Here is a 21225-nt window from a genome sequence, read left to right on the forward strand (position 1 = left end):
GCCGCGCCGCCCGCCCCACCCCGTACCAGCCCACGTTTCAGCCCACGTCTCAGCCCCGGAGGGATCACATGCCGGAACGCAGGACTATGCGCATCGCCATGAACGGCGTCACCGGACGCATGGGTTACCGCCAGCACCTCGTACGTTCCCTCCTCGCCATCCGCGAGCAGGGCGGCCTCGATCTCGGCGACGGCACCGCGCTGTGGCCCGAGCCGGTTCTGGTCGGCCGCCGGGACCACGCGCTGAAGGCGATGGCCGACCGGCACGGTCTCACCGAGTGGTCGACGGACCTGGACGCGGTCCTCGCCGACCCGAGCGTCGACCTCTACTTCGACGCGCAGGTGACGTCCGCCCGCGAGGAGGCGATCGGCAAGGCGATCGCGGCGGGCAAGCACGTCTACACCGAGAAACCCACCGCCACCGGTCTGGCCGGCGCGCTCGACCTGGCCCGGCGCGCCCGCGCGGCCGGCGTCAAGCACGGCGTCGTCCAGGACAAGCTGTTCCTGCCGGGCCTGCTGAAGCTGAAGCGCCTGATCGACGGCGGCTTCTTCGGCCGGATCCTGTCCGTGCGGGGCGAGTTCGGCTACTGGGTGTTCGAGGGCGACTGGCAGAGCGCGCAGCGGCCGTCCTGGAACTACCGGCGCGAGGACGGTGGCGGCATCGTCGTGGACATGTTCCCGCACTGGGAGTACGTCCTGCACGAACTGTTCGGCCGGGTCACCGCCGTGACCGCGCAGACCGCCACGCACATCCCCCGGCGCTGGGACGAGCACGGCGAACCGTACGCGGCGACCGCCGACGACGCCGCGTACGGGATCTTCCAGTTGGAGGGCGGCGCGGTCGCGCAGATCAACTCCTCCTGGGCGGTCCGCGTCAACCGTGACGAACTGGTCGAGTTCCAGGTGGACGGGACCGAGGGGTCTGCGGTCGCCGGGCTGCGCAACTGCCGTGTCCAGCATCGCAGTTCGACACCGAAGCCGGTGTGGAACCCGGACCTCCCCGCCACCGAGTCGTTCCGCGCACAGTGGCAGGAGGTGCCCGACAACGACACGTTCGACAACGGATTCAAGGCCCAGTGGGAGCTGTTCCTGCGGCATGTGGCGCTGGACGAGCCGTACCGCTGGGACCTGCTCGCGGGCGCGCGCGGCGTCCAGCTCGCCGAGCTCGGCCTGCGTTCCTGCGCCGAGGGCCGCCGCCTGGACGTGCCGGAGATCGCGCTGTGAGCCTGCTGCTGCCGCGCCCCGACGGGACGACGGTACGGTACGAGCCCCGCGCGAGCCCGCTCTCGCTCACACCCGGACCGGCCCCGCTCTCCCGTACGGTCTTCTCGGCCGCCCATGTCGTCGCCGACCCGTACGCGGACACCTCGCCCGACGGTGCCGCCGCCCTCGACTGGGACGCCACGCTCGCCTTCCGCCACCACCTGTGGTCGCACGGCCTCGGCGTGGCGGAGGCAATGGACACCGCGCAGCGCGGCATGGGTCTCGACTGGCCGACCGCCGCGGAGCTGATCCGGCGAAGTGCCGCCGAAGCCACAGCAGTTGGGGGCCGGATCGCGTGCGGCGTGGGCACCGATCAGCTCGGCTCCGGCGGTCTCGCGCAGGTGCGGGCGGCGTATGAGGAGCAGCTGGCCTGCGTCGAGGAAGCGGGGGCGCAGCCGATCCTGATGGCGTCGCGCGCGCTGGCGGCGGCGGCCCGGAGCGCCGAGGACTACGCCGCCGTGTACGGGCATCTGCTCCGCCAGGCCTGCGAGCCGGTGATCCTGCACTGGCTGGGCCCGATGTTCGACCCGGCGCTCGACGGCTACTGGGGCTCGACCGACCTCGATACGGCCACCGAGACGTTCCTCGCCGTCATCGCCGCCCACCCCGACAAGGTCGACGGCATCAAGGTGTCCCTCCTGGACGCCCGCCGGGAGGTGGAGCTGAGGCGGCGCCTTCCCGACGGCGTACGGTGCTACACGGGCGACGATTTCCACTACCCCGAGCTGATCGCGGGCGACGAACAGGGCTTCAGCCACGCCCTGTTGGGCATTTTCGACCCGCTCGGCCCACTGGCGGCAGAAGCGGTCCGGCTCCTGGACGAGGGTGACGCCGACGCCTTCCGCGCCGCCCTCGATCCGACGGTCGCCCTCTCCCGCCACCTCTTCCGGCCCCCGACCCGCTTCTACAAGACGGGCGTGGTGTTCCTGGCGTGGCTCGCGGGGCACCAGGCGCATTTCACGATGGTCGGCGGTCTCCAGTCGGCGCGCTCGCTGCCGCACTTCGCGCGGGCGTACGAACTGGCGGACCGGCTCGGCCTGTTCCCCGACCCCGGGCGGGCCGAGTCCCGCATGAGGTCCCTCCTGACGGTGTACGGAGTATCCCAGTGACCCTTGTTCCCCCGCCTCCCGCCCGGTTCAGCATCAACCAGATGACGGTGAAGCAGCTCTCCCTGCCGGAGCTGGCCGACGCGTGCGTACGGCTCGGGGTGCGGGGGGTCGGGCTGTGGCGCGAGCCGGTGGCGGCGTACGGCCTTGAGGCATCGGCAAAACTCTTCCGTGGCACGGGACTTGACGTGACCTCACTCTGCCGTGGCGGCTTCCTCACGGCGATCGACCCCGCCGAACGGGCGGCGGCGCTGGCCGACAACCGTGCGGCGATCGACGAGGCGGCGGCCCTGGGCACGGACACGCTCGTACTCGTCTCGGGCGGCCTCCCGCCCGGCTCCAAGGACCTGGTCGCCGCGAGGGAGCGGGTCGGCGACGCGCTGTCGGCCCTCGCGCCGTACGCGGCCTCTCGGGGCGTACGGCTGGCCATCGAGCCGCTGCATCCCGTGTTCGCCTCGGACCGTTGCGTCGTGTCCACGCTCGACCAGGCGCTGTCCCTCGCGGAACGCTTCCCGGCGTCCCAGGTGGGGGTGGTGGTCGACACGTACCACGTGTGGTGGGACGAGGCGGCGCCGGCGGCGGTGGCCCGCGCGGGCGCGTCGGGCCGCATCCACGCGTTCCAACTGGCGGACTGGGTCACGCCGTTGCCGGCGGGCGCGCTGCTCGGGCGGGGCCAGTTGGGGGAGGGCTGCGTGGACCTCGCGGAGTGGTGCGGGCTGCTCGGCTCGGCGGGTTACGCGGGGCCGGTGGAGGTGGAGTTGTTCAACGCCGGGTTGTGGGCGGGGGACGGGGTGGCGCTGCTGGAGGACACGGCCCGCCGCGCGACGCCCCTCCTGGCATGACCCGCACCCCGGGGGGCCGGGCCTTGGCACCCCCCGGGGTGCCCTACGGTGACCCGAGCCCTGGCACCCGGGGTGCCCTACGGGGGGGGGCGAGCCTTGACGCCCCGGGTGCTTACGGTGACCCGAGCCCTCGCACCCCGGGTGCCCTACAAGGGGCCGAGCCCTCGCACCCCGGGCGCCCTACAGGGGCGCGGGCCCTGGCACCCCGGGCGCCCTACAGGGGCGCGGGCCCTGGCACCCCGGGCGCCCTACAGGGGCGCGGGGAACTGCGCGACCAGCCACGCACGGTCCGCACCTGAAGGCGGCGGGGTTGCTGGGGCTTCGCCCCAGACCCCGGGAGTCGCCCCATCCCGCCCCTTCCCGAAACCCTCCGGGGGCGGGAGAGGGGCTGAGGTCCAGGCTCCTGGGGCTCCGCCCCAGACCCCGTTCGCGCCTGAACGGCGCTCGTCCTCAAACTCCCCCAAGGCCTTAAGGGCCAGGGGGGACCCCCATGACAGTCTGAAGATGCCCATGCCGCCCCGCACCGAGTAGTTCAGGGGCGCGGGGAACTGCGCGAGACGCCAGCACGGTCCGCAGACGTATGCGGAGTCAGGGGCGCGGGGTACTGCGCAAACGCCCCCACCACCCCGCGCGCCAGCGCGATCCGCACACGTACCCGGAGTCAGAGGCGCGGGGAACTGCGCAAACGCCCCCACCACCCCGCATCCTGAAACCTCACACCCTGAAGCCCCGCACCCTGCAACCCCGCACCCTGCAACCCCGCACTCCGGAACCCCGCCCCCGAAAAGAAACCCCACCGGAAAGGCCCGGCCCCATGAAGCTCGCCCTCTCCACCCTCGGCCTCCCCGGCACCGGCCTCCCCCGCGTCGCAGACCTGGCCGCCCAATCCGGCTACCACGGCGTGGAACTCCGTACCCACCCCGAAGAACCCGTCCATCCCGGCCTCGACGCCGCCCAGCGCAAGGCCGTCACCCGCCGCTTCGAAGCCGCCCGCATCGAGATCCTGGCCCTGGCCGCCTACGCCCGGGTCGCAGACCCCGCCGACACCACGGACCTCCCCGAACTCATCGCGCTGGCAGCCGACTTGGGCGCCCGCCACATCCGCGTGTTCCCCGGCGGGAACAACACCCCCGCCGACGACGACACCGCCGTACGCCGCCTCGCCGAGGCCGCCCCCCTGGCCCACCGCAACGGCATCCGCCTCCTCCTCGAAACCCACGACTCCCACCGCACGGGCAGAGCCACCGCCCGCGTCCTGGACCGCGTGGGCCACGAGGGCGTCGGCGCGCTCTGGGACGTCATGCACACATGGCTCGGCGGCGAGACCCCGGCGGAGTCGTTCACGTACCTCTCCCCGCACCTCGGCTACACCCAGGTGAAGGACATCGCATCCGCCGAGGACACCACTCCGCTCGCCCTCGGAACCGGCGTACTCCCCCTGGGCCCATGCGTGGCCCAACTCCCGCAGGACAGTTGGCTGTGCTGGGAGTACGAGAAGCGCTGGTACCCCCGCGCGGCCCCCCTTCCCGGACTGCTCCGGGCGGGCCACGACCTCCTGACCGGCCTGGCAGAGGCAAGGGGGTGAGGCCGCCGCCCCGGGGTCAGGGCGGCGGGACAAGCGTTCCGGGAGGCGTGGGCGGCGTCAGCCGCTGAGCGCTTCGCCCTTCACCGCATCCACGAACGAGGTCCACGCACCCGTCCCGAACACGACGGCCGGCCCGGTCGGGTTCTTGCTGTCCCGCACGGGCACGCACCCGGAGCAGGCGTCGCTGAACTCCAGGCATTCGCCACTGTCGCCACCGCTGTAGCTGGACTTCCGCCAACCGGCCAGAGCCGAGGCGTTGGGCACGATGTGCTCACTGCGCTTCATTCTCGTAATCCTCCGCCACAGACCGGATCAGCGCCAGGGACCTTCGGTGCGACAACGCGTCGCCCAGAGCGTGATCGTAGACCTCCTGGCACTGGCGCACGATGGAGGGAAGTTCCCACAGTCTGCCGCTCTTAAGACCCTCCACATACGCGATGGGCGGCAGGTCGCTGAACCAGAGCAGCGAGAGGTGCCCCTCCAGCAACGCGTGCGCACCCGCGTCGTACGGGAGTACATGGAGGCGAATCCGACGGCTTTCCCCGAGCGCCAGCAGGTGCCGAAGCTGTTGGCACATCACGCGTGGCCCACCGATAGGTCGCCGCAACACCGCCTCGTCGAGCATCGTCCACACCACCGGCTTGTCGAAGTTGTGGAGGACCCCGGCACGTTCCAGCCGCGCTTCGAGAAGCCGGTCACGCTCCTGGTCACTCTTGGGCGGGTGGCCGGAGCTGAGTACGTCGTGCGCATACGCTTCCGTCTGCAAAAACCCCGGCACCAGCTTTGGTGCGTACTGGTGAATCACCGTGGCCTGCTGCTCGAACTCCAGCGCCTCAGCGAAGTGTTCGGCGACCTTGCGACCGCATGTACATTTTCGGCCCGTCCGGCCCGGAGCGGAGCCCCGGGAACCCCTCTTTCGGGCGCGGGCCGTACGCGGCTGGTCGCGCAGTTCCCCGCGCCCCTCAACCACTCCATGCCGGGCGGCATGGGCACAGCGAGCCTGTCATGGGGGTCCACCCTGGCCCTTAAGGCCTTGGGGGAGTTTGAGGACGAACGCCGTTCAGGCGCGAACGGGGTCTGGGGCGTAGCCCCAGAAGCCTGGACCTCAGCCCCTCTCCCACCCCCGGAGGGTTTCGGGAAGGGGCGGGGTGGGGATCCCGCGGCCCCGCACCCCCCGGGCCCGGGGTGGGCGCGGCGCGCCGGGGTGGGGGGTCGTGCGCAGAACCTTGACCGGCAATTACTTTCGGACGACGGTGCGGACGTGGAAGTTTCTGCCACGCCCTGGCAGCACCGCCTCGCCGGAAGGAGCCGCACGTGCAGCACCGCACCTCAAGACGCAGCCTCCTGACCACCACCGCAGCCGTGGCCGCCGCGACCGCACTCGGGTCCCGGCTCCCCGCGTGGGCCATGGACGGCACACGCTCGGCCGTCGACCGCCGACTGCGCGCCATCATCGCCCGGATGTCGGTCGAGGAGAAGATCGGCCAGCTCTTCGTGATGCGGATCTACGGGGACTCCGCGACCGCGCCCGACCAGGCGGACATCGACGCCAACCTCCGCGAGATCGGGGTGCGCGACGCCGCCGAACTCATCTCGACGTACCACGTCGGCGGCATCATCTACTTCACCTGGGCGCACAACACCCGCGACCCGCACCAGATCGCCGCCCTCTCCAACGGCATCCAGGCCGCCGGGCTCGCCCAGCGCGTGCCGGTGCCGCTGCTCATCGCCACCGACCAGGAGCACGGCACCGTGTGCCGGGTCGGGAAGCCCGCCACGCTCTTCCCTGGCGCGATGGCGATGGGGGCCGGGGGTTCGACCGAGGACGCCCGTACGCTCGGGCGGATCTCGGGCGCCGAGCTCGCCGCGATCGGCATCCGCCAGGACTACTCCCCCGACGCCGACGTGAACATCAACCCCGCCAACCCCGTCATCGGCGTACGGTCCTTCGGCGCGGACCCGGCGGCCGTGGCCCGCATGGTCGCGGCCGAGGTGCGGGGCTATCAGGAGTCCTCGGTGGCGGCCACCGCCAAGCACTTCCCCGGGCACGGCGACACCAGCGTCGACAGCCACACCGGCATCCCGGTGATCACCCACACCAGGGAGGAATGGGAACGGCTCGACGCACCGCCGTTCAAGGCGGCGATCGCCGCCGGGATCGACGCGATCATGACGGCGCACATCCAGTTCCCGGCCCTCGACCCGAGCAACGACCCCGCCACGCTCTCCCGTCCCATCCTCACCGGCATCCTGCGCGAACAGCTCGGCTACGACGGGGTCGTCATCACGGACTCGCTCGGCATGAAGGGCGTACGCGACAAGTACGGGGACGACCGGGTGCCGGTGCTGGCCCTGAAGGCGGGCGTGGACCAACTCCTGGATCCGCCGAAGCTGGACGTGGCGTTCGGCGGGGTGCGGGCGGCGGTGGCGAGCGGTGAGCTGAGCGAGGCCCGCCTCGACGCGTCGGTGCTGCGCATCCTGCGGCTCAAGGAGCGGCGAGGACTGTTCGACCGGCCGTACGTGTCCGCGCGGGGCGTGGCCCGGGTGGTGGGTACGCGGGCGCACCTGCGCGCGGCGGACGCGATCGCGGAGCGCACGACGACGCTGCTCGCCAACCCGGGCGGGCTGCTCCCGCTGTCGGGGCGGCGGCACGGCCGCGTGCTGGTCGTCGGCGCCGATCCGGACTCCCCGTCCGGCACGACGGGTCCGCCCACAGCCGTCCTGGCCGCCGCACTGACCGAACTGGGCTTCCGCGCAACGGCGTTGAGCACCGGGTCCCTGCCGTCCCCCGCTCGGATCGACGCGGCGGTGGCAGCCTGCGCCGGGCAGGACGCGGTGATCGTCGGCACGTACAACGCGGGGCCGGACGGGGCGCAGAGCCGGCTGGTGGCGGCCCTGGGTGCGAGCGGTGTGCCGGTGGTCCACATCGCCCTGCGCAACCCGTACGACATCGCGTACCTGAGCGGGTTCGGGGCGTCGCTCGCGACGTACTCCTGGACCGATGTCGAACTGCGGGCGGCGGTGCGGGTGTTGGCGGGCCGAGCCGATCCGCGCGGCCGCCTCCCGGTGCCCGTCCCCCGCGCCGACGACCCGGCCCGGACTCTCTACCCGATCGGCCACGGCCTGTCGTACTAGCCCGGCCCGTGCCCCGGCCGGCGCCTGCACCGCCCGGGGCACGGGGAACCGCGCGACCAGGCCACGCACGGCCCGCAGCCCAAGAGGCGGAGCCCACCCCGGCCCGCCGGGCTGGGTGCCCGGGCCGGCCGGGGCGGGTGCCCCGGGGTCAGGGGCGCAGGGCCAGTTCCTTCTGCGGCTGCGGCGCGTCCAGCTTCGCGTCGAAGCTCGCCACCGGCTTCGCCGGAGCGGGGTTCAGGCCTGCCCAGCGGAGGATGGAGGCCGTGGCCTTCGCCTTCTGGTCGGCGGCCAGCAGGGCCACCTTCGAGCCGTGGTTGCCGCCCGCCACCGTGTAGACGTAGGAGTCACGTGCCCCCGCGCCGAGGGAGAACCGCTCGGCGCCCCACGGGTCGTTCTGCCCGTACACGTACAGCATGTGGTCCGCGTGGTGCTTGACCCACGAGTCGACGTCCGGCATCGCCCACGGCTGGAAGCGCATCGGGATGTCCCGCGGCACGAAGTCGCGCGGCGGCTGGTACCCGTACCGGCTCAGGTTGCCGAGCCAGGGCTGCTTGATGGTGGGCGAGCCCAGCTGCGTACCGGCCTGGTAGTAGTACGCCGTGTACGGGGCCAGACCCTGGTCGGTGTAGAAGGAGAAGCCGGAGATCGTGTCGACGGAGTCCCAGATCGCCTGGTCGCTGGCGTGTGCCGCGTCCGCCGGGATCGTCGGGCACTCGGCGATCAGGTGGTACTGCCAGAAGCCCCACACGTAGTCGAGCACGACCGCCTCGTACGCCTTGTCGAGGGAGCCGACCGTCGTGAAGGTGTAGCCGTTGTCGGCCGCGTACTGCTGGTACTTCTTCTCCAGCGAGCCCCGCCGCACCAGCGCCTCGCGCTGTACGCCCTCAAGACGGTCACGGCACTCCTTGGTGCCGACGTTCGCCAGGAACCGGTCGTACGCCGAATCCTCCTTGTTCACCACGTCGTTGGGGGCGACGTAGGCGACCACACCGTCCATGTCACGCGGGTAGAAGCGCTTGTAGTACGTGGCCGTCATGCCGCCCTTCGAGCCCCCGGTGGTCAGCCAGTTCTTCGAGTAGAGCGGCTTCAGGGCCTTGAAGATGGCGTGCTGGTCGCCGGCCGCCTGCCAGATGTCGTCCTTGGACCAGTCGGTGGGCGTGGGCCGCGACTGCGGGAAGAACCGGTACTCGACGGAGACCTGGTTGCCGTCCACGATCTGCGTCGGTTCGCTGCGGCTGGGGGTGGTCGAGACGTCGTAGCCGCTCGTGTACATCACCGTCGGCCGGGCGGTGTCCTTGTGCAGGATCGTGATCCGCTGCTGGAAGGTGGCCCGGCGGTACGGGTTGCGGTGGTCGACGGGCTGCGTGTAGTTCAGTACGAAGTAGCGGTAGCCGCTGTACGGCTTCTCCTCGATGAGGCTCATCCCGGGTATCGCCAGGATGCGGTCCTTGATGTCCGGCTCGGCGGCGGTGGCCGCCCCTGCCGTGGCCGCCGTCGCGGATATCGTGCCTATCAGCACGACCAGCGACAACAGCCATCTGAGCGCCTTGCGCATTCACACTCCCCTGTGGGGCCCCTGTGGGCTCGGAACGTGGCCCCGCGAACCTAACCGCGCCAACACCGGGCCCGCCAGACCCGGTTGAGCCCGGAAGTTGACCTTCACAAGGGGTACGCAAGTCGGCGCGCGGACGCATCAGCCCCGGCCCGCCGTTCGCGCGTAGACGATGTCCCCGCAACTTCCCTCTACACGCCCGGAGTTCAGCAGACCCAGCCCGTCGCCGCCGAGCTTCCCGATATCGCGCCGGTGGCACGCACGCAACGGTTGCCCGAGTACACGGTGATCGGGCCGGCCCGCTGCGTATAGGCGCCCGAGTCACCCGCAGGGGCGCCGCCCCGGGCCTGGATGGTCACCGACATCTGGCGCCGGGGGCCCGGATTGTCGGCGACGGTGACCGCGCACGCGTACCCGTTGCCCTTGTACAGGCGCAGCTCCCCCGTGCTGAACCCGGCCGTCTTCACGGGCCGCCCCGCGCACGCGGCCGCCGCGTCCGCGCTGCCGCCGGCCGGCCCGAACACGACCAGGCCGCCGGCCGCCACGAACACCGCGAGGGCCGGCCCGAGGAGCCCCCTGCTCCCCGCCCCGCCGACCATCGCACCGGGCTTCACACCGAACATCGCACCGAACTTCGCACCGAACTTCGCACCGAACACGCTTGCACCCTTCCGCCACTTGCGCGTACGGGGGGAGGGACGCGAGAAGTCGCCCGACGGTTCTCACCCCGGCCCACGTGCGACGTGAGTCAGGGCCGAAGGTGCTTGAGGGTGAACTCGGGCTCGGCATAGGGACCGGCCTGGGCTGCCGTCGGATCGGCTGAGAGATCCCCGGGAACGTCCGCGGCAATGTCCGCGGCGTGGGCTTCGGCGTTGTCGGCGGGGGCGTACGGCAGTTCCGTCACGTCGGGGAGTTTCCAGAAGCGGCGGCTGTTGGCGGAGACGGCGTACGCCGTGGCGAAGCGGGTGGAGGACGGTGCCGTCAGGGCGGCCCGGATGTAGCCGACGGCATCGCGCGGGCTCAGCCAGGTCGCCAGGTGCCTGGGCTCGGTGGGCCTGAGCTCGAAGCTGCCGATGCGCAGGCAGATCACCGACAGGCCGAACTTGTCGGCGTACAACTGCCCCAGGGCCTCGACGGCCACCTTGCTCACCCCGTAGAGGCCGTCAGGGCGGGCCGGCTCCTGTGGGCCGGTGAGATGTCCGATGGGGTAGAAGCCGGTCACACGGTTGCTGCTCGCCAGCACCACCCGCTCGATGGCCATGCGCCGCGCCGCCTCCAGGACATGGTGCGTGCCCAGCACATTGGCTTCGAGCAGGTCCGGGAGAGGAGCCTCGTCGGGCACGCCGCCCAAGTGGAGCACGCGGTCGGCTCCGGCGAGGGCCGATTCCACCGCGGCGGCGTCCCGCAGGTCCACCGTGTGCACGTCTTCGTTCTCGGCCTCCGGGCGGATCGGTACGCGATCGAGCAGCACCAGACGTGCCGCGTCGGGCCGCAGCGCCTCACGCACCACGGAACCGATGGTGCCGGCCGCTCCTGTTATCGCGACTGTTCCCAGACTCATTGCGCTCCCCCTGTGTTTGGACACCTCTCCCCTCTCCTCCCCTCTCCTCCCCCTCTTCTCCCTTCTTCTCCCCTCTTCCCTCTTCCGGTCGTCCCTCTTCCGTTCGTCGGGGTGGGGGAGCTGGCCGCCTGGTCCCCCCAGACTTCTAGCGCACTCCCGCAGGCGGCCTCGGGCCGGTATCTCAGATGTGGAGTTCCTGCGGGAAGCCGGTCCAGCGCAGCTCGGTGGGGAGGTGGGCCATGTCGTTGAAGAGGAGGACTGCCGGGGGGCGTCCGGGTGCGTAACGGATGACGGTCAGGGCCGCGTTGGCGTGGTTGATGCCGATCCATCGCCGGCTGGGTGCGTCGAAGGCGGCGCGTATGAGCCAGCCCGCGAGGAAGTTATGGGTGACCAGCAGGTCGTGGCGTGGTTCGTCGCCCGCGACGGGGCCGGTGAACTCGGCCAGCGCTGTCGCCGCGAGCCGGGCGCCCTGTTCGCGCTCCTCCTGCGGGAACTGGTCCAGGAACTTCGTGAACGCGTCGGCCATCTCCTCCGGCAGTTCGTCGCGGGCCGGCGCGTACGGGATGTAGTCGCCGGCCTCTTCGGAGCGGTGCAGGGGGACGCCGTCGAGCTGGTCGCCGATCAGCCGTGCGGTCTGCTCGGCGCGGGCCAGGGGGCCGTGGTGGATCGCGGCCAGCGGGGCCGCGCGCAGCCGCTGCCCCAGCAGCACGGCTTGCCTGCGGCCGGCGTCGGTGAGGTCGCTTTCGTCCGGGGAGGCCTCTGCGTGGCGGGTGAGGTAGAGGTAACGGGCGGCGGTGCGGGTCATGGGTGGGGTCCTTCTGCGACGAGGATCATGCGGGTGCGATGGGGGACGCGGGGGTGGCGGAGCCGGTTCCGTCCCGGGCGGCCCGGGGTGCTCCTCGCGGGCGCGGGCGCGCGCCGTGCGTGGCTGGTCGCGCAGTTCCCCGCGCTCCTAACTTCGTCGTCCCCTGCGGGCGGTGGTCGCTTCTCGCGCAGTTCCCCGCGCCCCCGGCGGCACTGGTGCAGGGGCCGTGCCGGTCTGCTCGGGCATCCTCAGCCTGTCCGGCGATTGAGGACGAGCGCCCTTAACTGATCGTTTCAGAATGAACTTTGCCTGGTGGGCTGTGAGTTGGGGGATGTGTCGGCAGGATCTACTGTGTGCCTGCTGATCTCGTGCCTGATGACCTGTGGGAACGCGTTGGTCCGCTGCTACCGGTTCTTCCGCCCCGGCGGCACCGGTATCCCGTTGATCGATGGCATGTATGCGGGAGACGAGCGCGAGTTGAAGCGTTCCAAGGCCGCGATGTCCGATCCACGCAATGCGCAGATCGGGTCACTGGAACGGCACGGTATGTGCCATGAAGGAGAAGCAAGAGGTGAGTGAGGCAGACGACCTCAGGTATATGTTCATGTTCTACCCGCCCGTTGACGATGCCGGCGCCTGGCAGATGACAGTCGACGGGTTCGCACACGCACTGTCCCGGGCATTTCCTGGGGCGTTTACGAAGTACCGCACCAGCAGCCTCCGCGGGAACTCTGTCGTGGACTTCGAGGCCGAAGTCCTGCCGCAGGTATGGGTGGAGGGCGTTGCCAGTACTCCGGTGGAGAACAGTGCCGTGATCACGGTGGTCGGTGCGACGGTCACAGAGGCCGCGCACTTCGCGTTGTGGCTGCGCAGTGGACTCGCGCCTCGCCCTGATCTCGTCCGTTTCAGCAGCGAGCCGGCACTGGAGGGTGGGGACGACAGCGAGTGGGTGATCCCCGCCGGCGGGGGCTTTGAGGAGGTTCGGGCGGCCCTCGCCGAGCACATGAAGGCAGTGGACGGCGAGTGATTCGCCCCGCCCGGTACTTCAGCAGCGGCGGCGCGCGGGTCCAAGGAACGTAACCCTGTGGGCCGTGCGGGAGTCGACCGGCCATGGACGACATCGCTGCTCCCGTGACGGGCACGTATTCCGATGCTCCGCGCGAGCCGTTGATCACGTTGGTGGCGGCGCCGGACATTGTGCGGCTACTCCAGGCCATGGCCGACAAGGCCGTTCAGGACGACGACCTGTACGAGGCCCGGCAGTTGACCGGGGACCTCGCGTACCGGCTGCCGTCGGGCCAGGGCTTGTCCCGTAACTGATCTTCGAGTGCCCGTCGGCCGGTTCTCTCGTCTACCCGGTGAGAGCGAGATTGTGAAGGCGGGCGATGCCGTTCATGGCGTGGTGGACGCCGTCGCCTTTGCGGCGCCGATGGGGCATCACGAGGCCGGTGCCCGGGTAGCCGCCGTCGGCGATCGTCATGGTGTTGCCGACGGCGGCCTTGGCACCGGACTCCTCCCATGCCTTGCAGTCGCTGCGGTTGCCGGGAAGCGGTTTGCCGACCACGACGATCAAGCGGCTGTCCGCGTCGATGACGACCTGATGGTTGGCGGAGTACCGATAGTTCTTGGGCTGCTCGGCGACCGAGTGGTCGCGGGTGGGCACCAGCGTGCCATCGACAATGAGTACCGAGCCTCGGGCGAAACGGCGCCGGGATCGCAGTGCGAGCAACGGACCGAGGTGGCCGATGATGCGGCCGACCGCAGGGTGTGCGTGCGGGTCACGGTGCCAGCGCGTTGGCCACCCGGGCCAGGTGACCGGCCGACAGCGCGAAGCGGTTGGCAGGGTTTCGGAAGGAGTACTCGCCATCGTTGACGGAGATGTCGGACCCGGCTGTCGTCCAGCACACGGGGCCGGGAGCTCCTTGATCATCCAGGAGAACAGCGGCGAGGGACCTGGGGTCTTCCACACCGGTGCGGGCGCGTAGCGCGTTCGCTAGGCGGTCAACGGCATCGTCGGGTACCGCGTCGTCCCCGAACGCCGGCAGCAGGAGCAGCAGGCGGGCGTGCGGATCAGTGGTGCTGCCGCCAGGCAGCGCGTTGTCCGCAGCCGCAACGAGCTCGGGCCAGGACAGTCCCGGCCCCATGAAGTGCCCGTCGTCGCGGGCGATGAGTTCAGCCTGGTCCCAGTCGGGGTGGTGGAGGAGGTAGTCGGTGCCGGCATCGTCCGTGAGCGTGCGGTAGACCACGTGCAGACGGTGCCCATGGGCGAGGGGGACCGTGAAGGTCGGCCACTCGGCCCGTTCCCACAGCCGCCGCTGGAAGTCGCCGGCTGCATCGTAATCCGCGCCGGACAGCAGTTCTTCGGCCTCTTCGCTCTGGGCACACGAGTAGAGGTGTCCCAGCCAGAACAGGGGCTCATCCAGCAGCCCCGTCTGGTGCGTGAGGGGCCCACCGTCGTAACCCGGTATCCGGGCAGGATGGAGATCGGCACTGTTCGTCACGCTGGACATCATGCCGCCCCGGCTCCGTGCTCTTACTGATCGTTTCAGAATGAGGTTCTGAGTCGTCTCAGGCAGATGATGCTGCAGGCGAGTTGGAGGAGTGCAAGGTGGAGGTCGCCGTGTATCTCGTAGCGGATGCGGAGTCGTTTGAACTGGTGGAGCCAGGCGAAGGTCAGCTCCACCACCCAGCGGGTTTTGCCCAGGCCCGAGCCGTGTGGTGTGCTCGGCGGGCGATCTTCGGGGTGATTCCTGGAGCGCGGATGAGGCGCCGGTACTTGTCGAAGTCGTGGCCGCGGTCGGCGAACGGTCGCCGGGGCCGGTGGCGTGTCCGGCCGCGCAGGCCACGGATGTGGGGAATCGAGTCGAGCAGCGGCATGAGCTGGGTGACGTCGTGGCGGTTTCCGCTGGTCACAGAGACAGCGAGTGGGGTTCCGTAGCGGTCGACGATGATGTGGTGCTTGCTGCCGAGGCGGGCACGGTCGACCGGCGACGGTCCCGTGTGTGCCCCCCTTTGGGTGCCCGGACGTGTGAGCCGTCGATCGCGGCATCATCCATATCCAGCATATCCAGCAGGCCGGACTTGCGGAGTTCCGCCGGCAAGGCCTCGTGCAGGCGGGGCCAGACCCCCGCTTCAGTCCAGTCCCGAAGGCGCCGCCAGGCCGTCACCCCGCTGCAGCCGATCTGTTCCGCGGGAACGTCCCGCCAGCTCACACCCTTGAGCAGTACGTGGACGATTCGACGAAGCGCGTCACGGTCGTCCACCGGCAACCGCCCGGGATACCGGTGCCGCCGGGGCGGACGAACCGGTAGCAGCGGACCAGCGCGTTCCCCCAGGTCATCAGGCACGAGATCAGCGGGCACACAGTAGATCCTGCCGAGACATCACCCAACTCCAAGGCGCGAACGGGGGTGCAGGGGGCGGAGCCCCCGCCCGGGGTCTGGGGCGCAGCCCCAGGGGTCAGCCGGTTCAACCCCGCTGCACGGGCGGGTGGGTGGGAAAACCCCCGGGGTCGGGGGCGGCGCAGCCCCGGGTACGGGGTCTCAGGGCGTAGGGAGGGGGGCAGGGTCGGGGGCGCCGATGAAGGTGCGCCAGAGTCGGGCGTACGTGCCGTCCAGCGCGAGAAGTTCGTCGTGCGTACCGTCCTCCGCGACCCGCCCCCCGTCCATCACGACCACCCGATCCGCCCGGGCCGCCGTGGTCAGCCGGTGGGCGACGACGAGCGTGGTGCGCCGCCCGGCGAGCCGCTCGGTGGCCTGGGTGACCTGGGCCTCGGTGGCGAGGTCGAGCGCCGCCGTCGCCTCGTCGAGCAGCAGGATGTCCGGGTCGACGAGCTCGGCGCGGGCCAGCGCGATGAGCTGTCGCTGCCCGGCGGAGAGGTTGCGCCCGCGTTCGGCGACCTCGTGGAGGTAGCCGCCGTCGAGCGTCGCGATCATGTCGTGGGCGCCGACCGCCCGCGCCGCCGCCTCCACTTCGGCGTCGCTCGCCCCGGGCCGGCCGTAGGCGATGGCGTCGCGGACCGTGCCGGCGAAGAGGTACGCCTCCTGGGGGACGACGCCGAGCCGGTGCCGGTAGGCGGTGATGTCCAGGTCGCGCAGGTCCTGGCCGTCGGCCGTGACGCGGCCGCCCGTCGGATCGTAGAAGCGCGCCACCAGCTTGACGAGGGTGGACTTGCCCGCGCCGGTCTCGCCGACGAAGGCGACGGTCTGCCCGGCCGGTATGCGCAGCTCGATCCCGCTGAGGGCTTCCTCGGGCTCGTCCGCGGAGCCGTACGCGAAGTCGACGTCCTCGAAGGCGATCTCGCCGCGCAGCGAGGTGACGCCGAGCGGTTCGGCGACCGCCGCGGTGGACGTCTTCTCCTGGAGCAGTTCCTGGATGCGCTTCAGCGAGACCGCCGCCTGCTGGTAGCCGTCGAAGACCTGCGAGAGCTGCTGTACAGGGGCGAAGAACAGGTCGATGTAGAGGAGGTAGGCGACGAGCGCACCGGTGGTGAGGGTGCCGCCGTCGACCCGGTGCGCGCCCACGATCAGTACGGCAGCGGCCGCCACCGACGACAGGAGCTGCACGAACGGGAAGTACACCGAGATCAGCCACTGGCCGCGCACCCGGGCCTGGCGGTAGTGGTCGCTGCGCTCGGCGAACCGGTCGGCGCCGTCGTGCTCGCGCCGGAACGCCTGCACGATGCGCAGGCCCGACACCGATTCCTGGAGGTCGGCGTTGACGGCGCTGATCCGCTCGCGGGCCAGTTCGTACGCCTGCACGCTCTTCTTGCGGAACACGTACGTGCCGACGACGAGCAGCGGGAGCGTCGCGAAGACGACGAGGGCGAGCTGGATGTCGATGACGAGCAGCGCCACCATGATGCCGAAGAACGTGACGACGGAGACGAACGCGGTGACCAGGCCCGTCTGGAGGAACGTGGACAGCGCGTCCACGTCCGTCGTCATGCGGGTCATGATCCGCCCGGTCAACTCCCGCTCGTAGTAGTCGAGTCCGAGCCGCTGGAGCTGCGCGAAGATCTTCAGGCGCAGGGTGTACAGGACGCGTTCGCCGGTGCGTCCGGTCATGCGGGTCTCGCCGGTCTGGGCGAGCCACTGCACGGCGACGGTCAGCAGCGCGAGCCCGGCCGCCGCCCACACCGCGCCGAGCGCCAGCTTGGTGACGCCCTGGTCGATGCCGTGCCGGATCAGGACCGGCAGGATCAGTGAGCCTCCGGCGTCGATCGCCACGAGGAGGAGCGAGACGAGCAGGGGCAGGCCGAAGCCGTGCAGGAGCCTGCGCAGGCCGTACGACTCCTCGGCCTGGACCGCCTTCGCCTCGTCTATGGCGGGCACATCGGTGGCGGGCGGCAGCGCCTCGACCTGGGCGAGCAGTTCGGGGGATTGGGGCCTCCCCTGCTCGAACGAAGTCGAGAGCTTGGGGGAAGGCATGCCGCCGGGGGCCGCCGACTCGGCCTTGTCCTCGCGGACCCACAGCGGCGGCGTGATGCCGCGCTCCACGTCGTACTCCGCGTCCAGTTCGTCGCGTACGGAGTGGTCGTCGTCCTCCGCGAGCGGGGCGACGGGGACGTGGCCGGGCGACACCGCGCCGAGCTCGTCGGGGTCGGTCAGCAGGCGGCGGTAGAGGGCGCTGTCGCGCTGGAGTTCGTCGTGGGTGCCGATCGCGGCGAGCCGGCCGCCGTCGAGCACGGCGATGCGGTCGGCGAGGCCGAGGGTGGAGCGGCGGTGCGCGATGAGGAGGGTGGTGCGGCCGGCCATGACCGACGCCAGTGCCTCGTGGATCTCGTGCTCGACGCGGGCGTCGACGGCCGAGGTCGCGTCGTCCAGGACGAGCAGGCGCGGGTCGGTGAGGATGGCGCGGGCCAGCGCGATGCGCTGGCGCTGGCCGCCGGAGAGGGTCAGACCGTGCTCGCCGACGGTGGTGTCGTAGCCCTTGGGAAGCTCGGCGATGAACCGGTCGGCCTGGGCCGCGCGAGCCGCCCGGTCGATCTCCTCCTGGGTGGCGTCCGGCTTTCCGTAGGCGATGTTGGCGCGGACGGTGTCGGAGAAGAGGAAGGAGTCCTCCGGTACGAGTCCGATGGCGGCGCGCAGCGAGGCCTGCGTCAGCTCGCGCACATCGTGGCCGCCCACGAGGACGGCGCCGTGCGAGACGTCGTAGAAGCGGGGCAGCAGCAGCGACACGGTCGACTTGCCGGAGCCTGACGCGCCGACCAGGGCGACGGTCTCGCCGGGCCGGATGTCGAGGGAGAAGCCGTTCAGGACGGGCCGCTCGTCGTCGTAGCCGAAGCTCACGTCGTCGAATTCGACGGTGGCGGGGGCGTCGGCGGGCAGCTCCTTCATCCCGTCCCGCATGGACGGTTCGGTGTCGATGAGCTCCAGGACGCGCTCGACGCCGGCCCGGGCCTGCTGGCCCACGGTGAGCACCATCGCGAGCATGCGGACGGGCCCGACGAGCTGGGCGAGGTAGGTGGAGAACGCGACGAACGTGCCGAGCGTGATCTGGCCGCGCGTGGCGAGCCAGCCGCCGAGCGCCAGCATCGCCACCTGCCCGAGCGCGGGGACGGCCTGGAGGGCGGGGGTGTAGCGCGCGTTCAATTTGACGGTGCGCAGGCGCCCGGCGAAGAGCCTGCGCCCGACCTCGCGGAGCTTGCCGGTCTCCTGGTCCTCCTGGCCGAAGCCCTTGACGACCCGGACCCCGGACACGGCGCCGTCGACGACCCCGGCGACGGCGGCGGCCTGGCCCTGGGCGTACCAGGTGGCGGGGAAGAGGCGGGTGCGGCTGCGCTTGGCGATGAACCACAGGGCCGGCGCGACGGCGAGGGCGACGAGGGTCAGGAGCGGCGAGAGCCACGCCATGATCACGACGGAGATGACGAAGAGCAGGATGTTGCCGATGGTCATCGGCAGCATGAAGAGCAGGCCCTGGATCAGCTGGAGGTCGCTGGTGGCCCGGCCGACGACCTGTCCGGTGGACAGCTCGTCCTGGCGCCGCCCGTCGAGCCGGGTGATCGTGCGGTACATCTCGGTGCGCAGGTCGTGCTGGACGTCGAGGGCGAGGCGCCCTCCGTAGTACCGCCGGATGTAGGTGAGCCCGTACACCACGACGGCGCAGGCTATGAGCAGTCCGGTCCACACGGCGAGGGAGCGGGTGTGGTCACCTATGACGTCGTCGATGACCACCTTGGTGATCAGCGGTACGAGCGCCATGACGGCCATGCCGCCGAGCGAGGAGCCGAGCGCCAGCATCACATTGCGCCGGTACCGCCAGGCGTACCCGGTCAGCCTGCGCCCCCACCCCTGTTGCGCACCCTCCGTCACGTGATTCCTCCCGTTGGTACCTGTCCTGCCGCAAGGCCCAACACGGGGGCCTGCGGATTTCATCCCGCCGCAACAAATACGGGAGGTGGGGCCGGGGGCGGCACCGGCCCGCCACCGGGGGCGCCCCACCTCGGAGGGTGAGCGTCAGAGGAGGCTGCGCGTCAGAGAAGGGTGAGCATCAGAGGTCGGTGAGCATCAGAGGTGGGTGCGCCTCGCAGGTGGGTGCGAGGCGCAGCTGGGTGCGAGGCGCAGGTGCTTGCGCGTCACGGGTGGGTGCGCGTCGCAGCTGGGTGCGCCTCGCAGCTGGGTGTGCGTCACAGGTGGGTCGGCGCGAACATCTTCAGACGGGCCGGCAGCACCACCACCGAGGGGCCCGGTGCGGCCAGCGCCTTGGCGAGGTCGGCCGCCAGGGTGTCCGCGCTCGTGCGCACGGCAGGCACGCCGAAGGACTCGGCGAGGGCCACGAAGTCGGGGCGGGCGAGCTCGGTGGCGGTGGCCTCGCCGTAGGCGTCCGTCATGTACTCACGCAGGATGCCGTAGCCGCCGTCGTCCACGATCAGCCAGGTGACGGGCAGGCTGTGCTGGTGGGCGGTGGCGAGCTCGGCGAGGGAGTACATGGCCCCGCCGTCGCCGGACACCGCGAGGACCGGGGTGGCGGGGTCGGCGACGGCCGCGCCGAGCGCCGCGGGGAACGCGTAGCCCAGGCCACCGGCGCCTTGGGCCGAGTGCATCGCGCCGGGCCACGCCGACCACGCCCAGTAGGCGAGGATCGTCATGTCCCAGAAGCTGGGGGCCGCGGTGGGCAGCGCCTCGCGCACGGCGGCCAGGATGCGCCGCTCCTCGCCGAGGTCCTGGGCGTCGATACGGGCGCGGACCTTGCCGAGGACGGTACGTACCCGCTCGGCCGCCGTCGGATCCGTACGCTCCGGGACCGTTTCGAGCAGGGCCTGGAGGGCGATGCGGGCATCCGCGTGGATGCCGAGCGCGGGGTGGTTGGACTCCAGTTTGCCGAGGTCGGCCTCGATCTGGACGATCCGGCCGCGCGGGGTGAACGTGTGGTAGTTCGACGAGAGTTCGCCGAGCCCGGAGCCGACCACCAGCAGGACGTCGGCGTCCTCCAGGAAGTCGGTGGTGTGCCGGTCCTCCAGCCAGGACTGGAGCGAGAGCGGGTGCTCCCAGGGGAAGGCGCCCTTGCCGCCGAAGGTCGTCACGACCGGCGCGTCGAGGCGTTCGGCGAGCGCGCGGAGCTTGCCCGCCGCGTCGGCGCGTACGACACCGCCGCCCGCGATGATCACCGGTCGGGCCGCGCGAGCCAGCAACTCGGCCGCCACGGCGGTCAGTTCGGGGCGCGGAAGGACGTCTTCGGGGAACGCGTCCATCGCGGTGACGACGGGCAGCGCCGTGTCGGCGTCCAGCACGTCCTGCGGGATCTCCACCCACACCGGGCCGTGCGGCGCGGTGAGCGCCGACTCCCAGGCGGCCGCGATCGCCGAGGGGATCTGCGACTGGCTGCGCACGGGGTGGACGGACTTCACGATGTCGCGGAAGGAGGCCTGCTGGTCGCGCAGCTCGTGCAGATGGCCGCGCCGCCTGCCGCCAAGTCCCGTGGTGGGAACCTGACTTGAGATCGCGAGGACCGGTGACGACGCGGCCGCCGCCTCCTGTAGGGCAGCGAGCGCCGTCAGCGCGCCGGGCCCGGTCGAGAGCAGCAGCGGGGCCGCCTCGCCGGTGATCCGCCCGTACGCGTCGGCCGCGAAGCCCGCGTTGTTCTCGACGCGCAGCCCGATATGGGTGAGGTCGGAGCGGCGCAGGGCGTCGAACATGCCGAGCGCGTGCTGGCCCGGCAGCCCGAACACGGTGGTCGCGCCGAGCCCCGCCAGCGTCTCCACGACCAGGTCACCGCCGGTGCGGCCGGGCGGAGGGTTCAGGGCCGCCGCCACCTGGCGCGGTGTGGGCCGCAGCTCGACATCGTGGTGGTCGTGGGTCATCGCGTCCTCTCCTGTGGCACTTGGCCCGGGCCCGGAACCGGCGGCGGATCGCCCCGCCGCCGGTTCCGGGTCG

Annotated in this window: 17 protein-coding genes and 2 pseudogenes; 8 read left to right on the plus strand and 11 right to left on the minus strand. The window is 71.3% G+C overall.

Going from position 1 to position 21225, the window contains the following annotated elements; all coding sequences use genetic code 11:
* Positions 1-68 precede the first annotated feature (68 nt).
* From ACGFW5_RS01820 to ACGFW5_RS01835, 4 genes are all read left to right on the plus strand, one after another.
* Positions 69-1223, plus strand: a complete 1155-nt coding sequence (locus tag ACGFW5_RS01820; RefSeq protein ID WP_393832156.1) for a Gfo/Idh/MocA family protein — start codon at positions 69-71, stop codon at positions 1221-1223.
* Positions 1220-2371: a dihydrodipicolinate synthase family protein gene (locus ACGFW5_RS01825; protein WP_393832157.1), complete on the plus strand. Its 1152-nt coding sequence runs from the start codon at positions 1220-1222 to the stop codon at positions 2369-2371. Before ACGFW5_RS01820 ends, ACGFW5_RS01825 begins: the two co-directional genes overlap by 4 nt.
* A 41-nt stretch (positions 2372-2412) precedes the next feature.
* A complete protein-coding gene (locus ACGFW5_RS01830; RefSeq protein ID WP_393832158.1) occupies positions 2413-3210 on the plus strand; it encodes a sugar phosphate isomerase/epimerase family protein in 798 nt (265 codons plus the stop codon).
* An 814-nt stretch (positions 3211-4024) separates the two neighbouring features.
* Positions 4025-4795 carry a sugar phosphate isomerase/epimerase family protein gene (locus ACGFW5_RS01835; RefSeq protein ID WP_393832159.1) on the plus strand — a complete coding sequence of 257 codons (771 nt, stop codon included), beginning with the start codon at positions 4025-4027 and terminating at the stop codon, positions 4793-4795.
* Positions 4796-4852: 57 nt separating this feature from the next.
* On the opposite strand, the gene ACGFW5_RS01840 is transcribed toward ACGFW5_RS01835, so the two are convergent.
* Both ACGFW5_RS01840 and ACGFW5_RS01845 read right to left on the minus strand, forming a co-directional pair.
* Positions 4853-5080 (minus strand): DUF397 domain-containing protein, encoded by a 228-nt coding sequence (locus ACGFW5_RS01840; protein WP_393832160.1) that lies wholly within the window; start codon positions 5078-5080, stop codon positions 4853-4855.
* Complete coding sequence (locus ACGFW5_RS01845; protein WP_393832161.1) at positions 5067-5765, minus strand: DUF5753 domain-containing protein; 699 nt, start codon at positions 5763-5765, stop codon at positions 5067-5069. Before ACGFW5_RS01845 ends, ACGFW5_RS01840 begins: the two co-directional genes overlap by 14 nt.
* Before the next feature lie 344 nt (positions 5766-6109).
* Between ACGFW5_RS01845 and ACGFW5_RS01850 the strand changes: the two genes are divergently transcribed.
* Entirely contained in the window at positions 6110-7930 is a 1821-nt protein-coding gene (locus tag ACGFW5_RS01850) for a glycoside hydrolase family 3 protein (RefSeq protein ID WP_393832162.1), read from the plus strand.
* 148 nt (positions 7931-8078) lie between these two features.
* Here the strand turns inward: ACGFW5_RS01850 and ACGFW5_RS01855 are convergent, their stop codons facing one another.
* The 4 genes from ACGFW5_RS01855 to ACGFW5_RS01870 form a co-directional block, all read right to left on the minus strand.
* The gene (locus ACGFW5_RS01855; RefSeq protein ID WP_393832163.1) at positions 8079-9485 is read right to left on the minus strand and encodes a S28 family serine protease; all 1407 of its coding nucleotides are present in this window, start codon (positions 9483-9485) and stop codon (positions 8079-8081) included.
* Between the two features lie 203 nt (positions 9486-9688).
* Positions 9689-10141, minus strand: coding sequence for a hypothetical protein (locus ACGFW5_RS01860; RefSeq protein WP_393832164.1), 453 nt, complete (start codon positions 10139-10141; stop codon positions 9689-9691).
* An 89-nt stretch (positions 10142-10230) separates the two neighbouring features.
* Positions 10231-11043 carry an NAD-dependent epimerase/dehydratase family protein gene (locus ACGFW5_RS01865; protein WP_393832165.1) on the minus strand — a complete coding sequence of 271 codons (813 nt, stop codon included), beginning with the start codon at positions 11041-11043 and terminating at the stop codon, positions 10231-10233.
* Between the two features lie 181 nt (positions 11044-11224).
* Positions 11225-11848, minus strand: a complete 624-nt coding sequence (locus tag ACGFW5_RS01870) for a histidine phosphatase family protein (protein WP_393832166.1) — start codon at positions 11846-11848, stop codon at positions 11225-11227.
* A gap of 351 nt (positions 11849-12199) precedes the next feature.
* Here ACGFW5_RS01870 and ACGFW5_RS01875 point away from each other — a divergent pair, with 351 nt between their 5' ends.
* From ACGFW5_RS01875 to ACGFW5_RS01885, 3 genes are all read left to right on the plus strand, one after another.
* Positions 12200-12427: a hypothetical protein gene (locus ACGFW5_RS01875; protein ID WP_393832167.1), complete on the plus strand. Its 228-nt coding sequence runs from the start codon at positions 12200-12202 to the stop codon at positions 12425-12427.
* Positions 12402-12875 (plus strand): hypothetical protein, encoded by a 474-nt coding sequence (locus tag ACGFW5_RS01880; protein ID WP_393832168.1) that lies wholly within the window; start codon positions 12402-12404, stop codon positions 12873-12875. The genes ACGFW5_RS01875 and ACGFW5_RS01880 overlap by 26 nt, the downstream gene beginning before the upstream one ends.
* Positions 12876-12958: 83 nt before the next feature.
* Positions 12959-13168: a hypothetical protein gene (locus tag ACGFW5_RS01885; protein ID WP_393832169.1), complete on the plus strand. Its 210-nt coding sequence runs from the start codon at positions 12959-12961 to the stop codon at positions 13166-13168.
* 31 nt (positions 13169-13199) lie between these two features.
* Here ACGFW5_RS01885 and ACGFW5_RS01890 read toward each other — a convergent pair.
* From ACGFW5_RS01890 to ACGFW5_RS01910, 5 genes and pseudogenes are all read right to left on the minus strand, one after another.
* Positions 13200-13610: pseudogene (locus ACGFW5_RS01890) on the minus strand (transposase); the annotation flags it as partial.
* 16 nt (positions 13611-13626) lie between these two features.
* Complete coding sequence (locus ACGFW5_RS01895) at positions 13627-14349, minus strand: hypothetical protein (protein ID WP_393832170.1); 723 nt, start codon at positions 14347-14349, stop codon at positions 13627-13629.
* 44 nt (positions 14350-14393) lie between these two features.
* Positions 14394-15210, minus strand: a pseudogene (locus ACGFW5_RS01900) (IS5 family transposase).
* Positions 15211-15390: 180 nt separating this feature from the next.
* Positions 15391-19164 carry an ABC transporter ATP-binding protein gene (locus tag ACGFW5_RS01905; protein ID WP_393832171.1) on the minus strand — a complete coding sequence of 1258 codons (3774 nt, stop codon included), beginning with the start codon at positions 19162-19164 and terminating at the stop codon, positions 15391-15393.
* A gap of 314 nt (positions 19165-19478) precedes the next feature.
* Complete coding sequence (locus ACGFW5_RS01910) at positions 19479-21152, minus strand: thiamine pyrophosphate-binding protein (protein ID WP_393832172.1); 1674 nt, start codon at positions 21150-21152, stop codon at positions 19479-19481.
* Positions 21153-21225: the final 73 nt, after the last annotated feature.

This window comes from Streptomyces sp. NPDC048416, from assembly GCF_043200435.1.
Classification (GTDB): Bacteria; Actinomycetota; Actinomycetes; order Streptomycetales; family Streptomycetaceae; genus Streptomyces.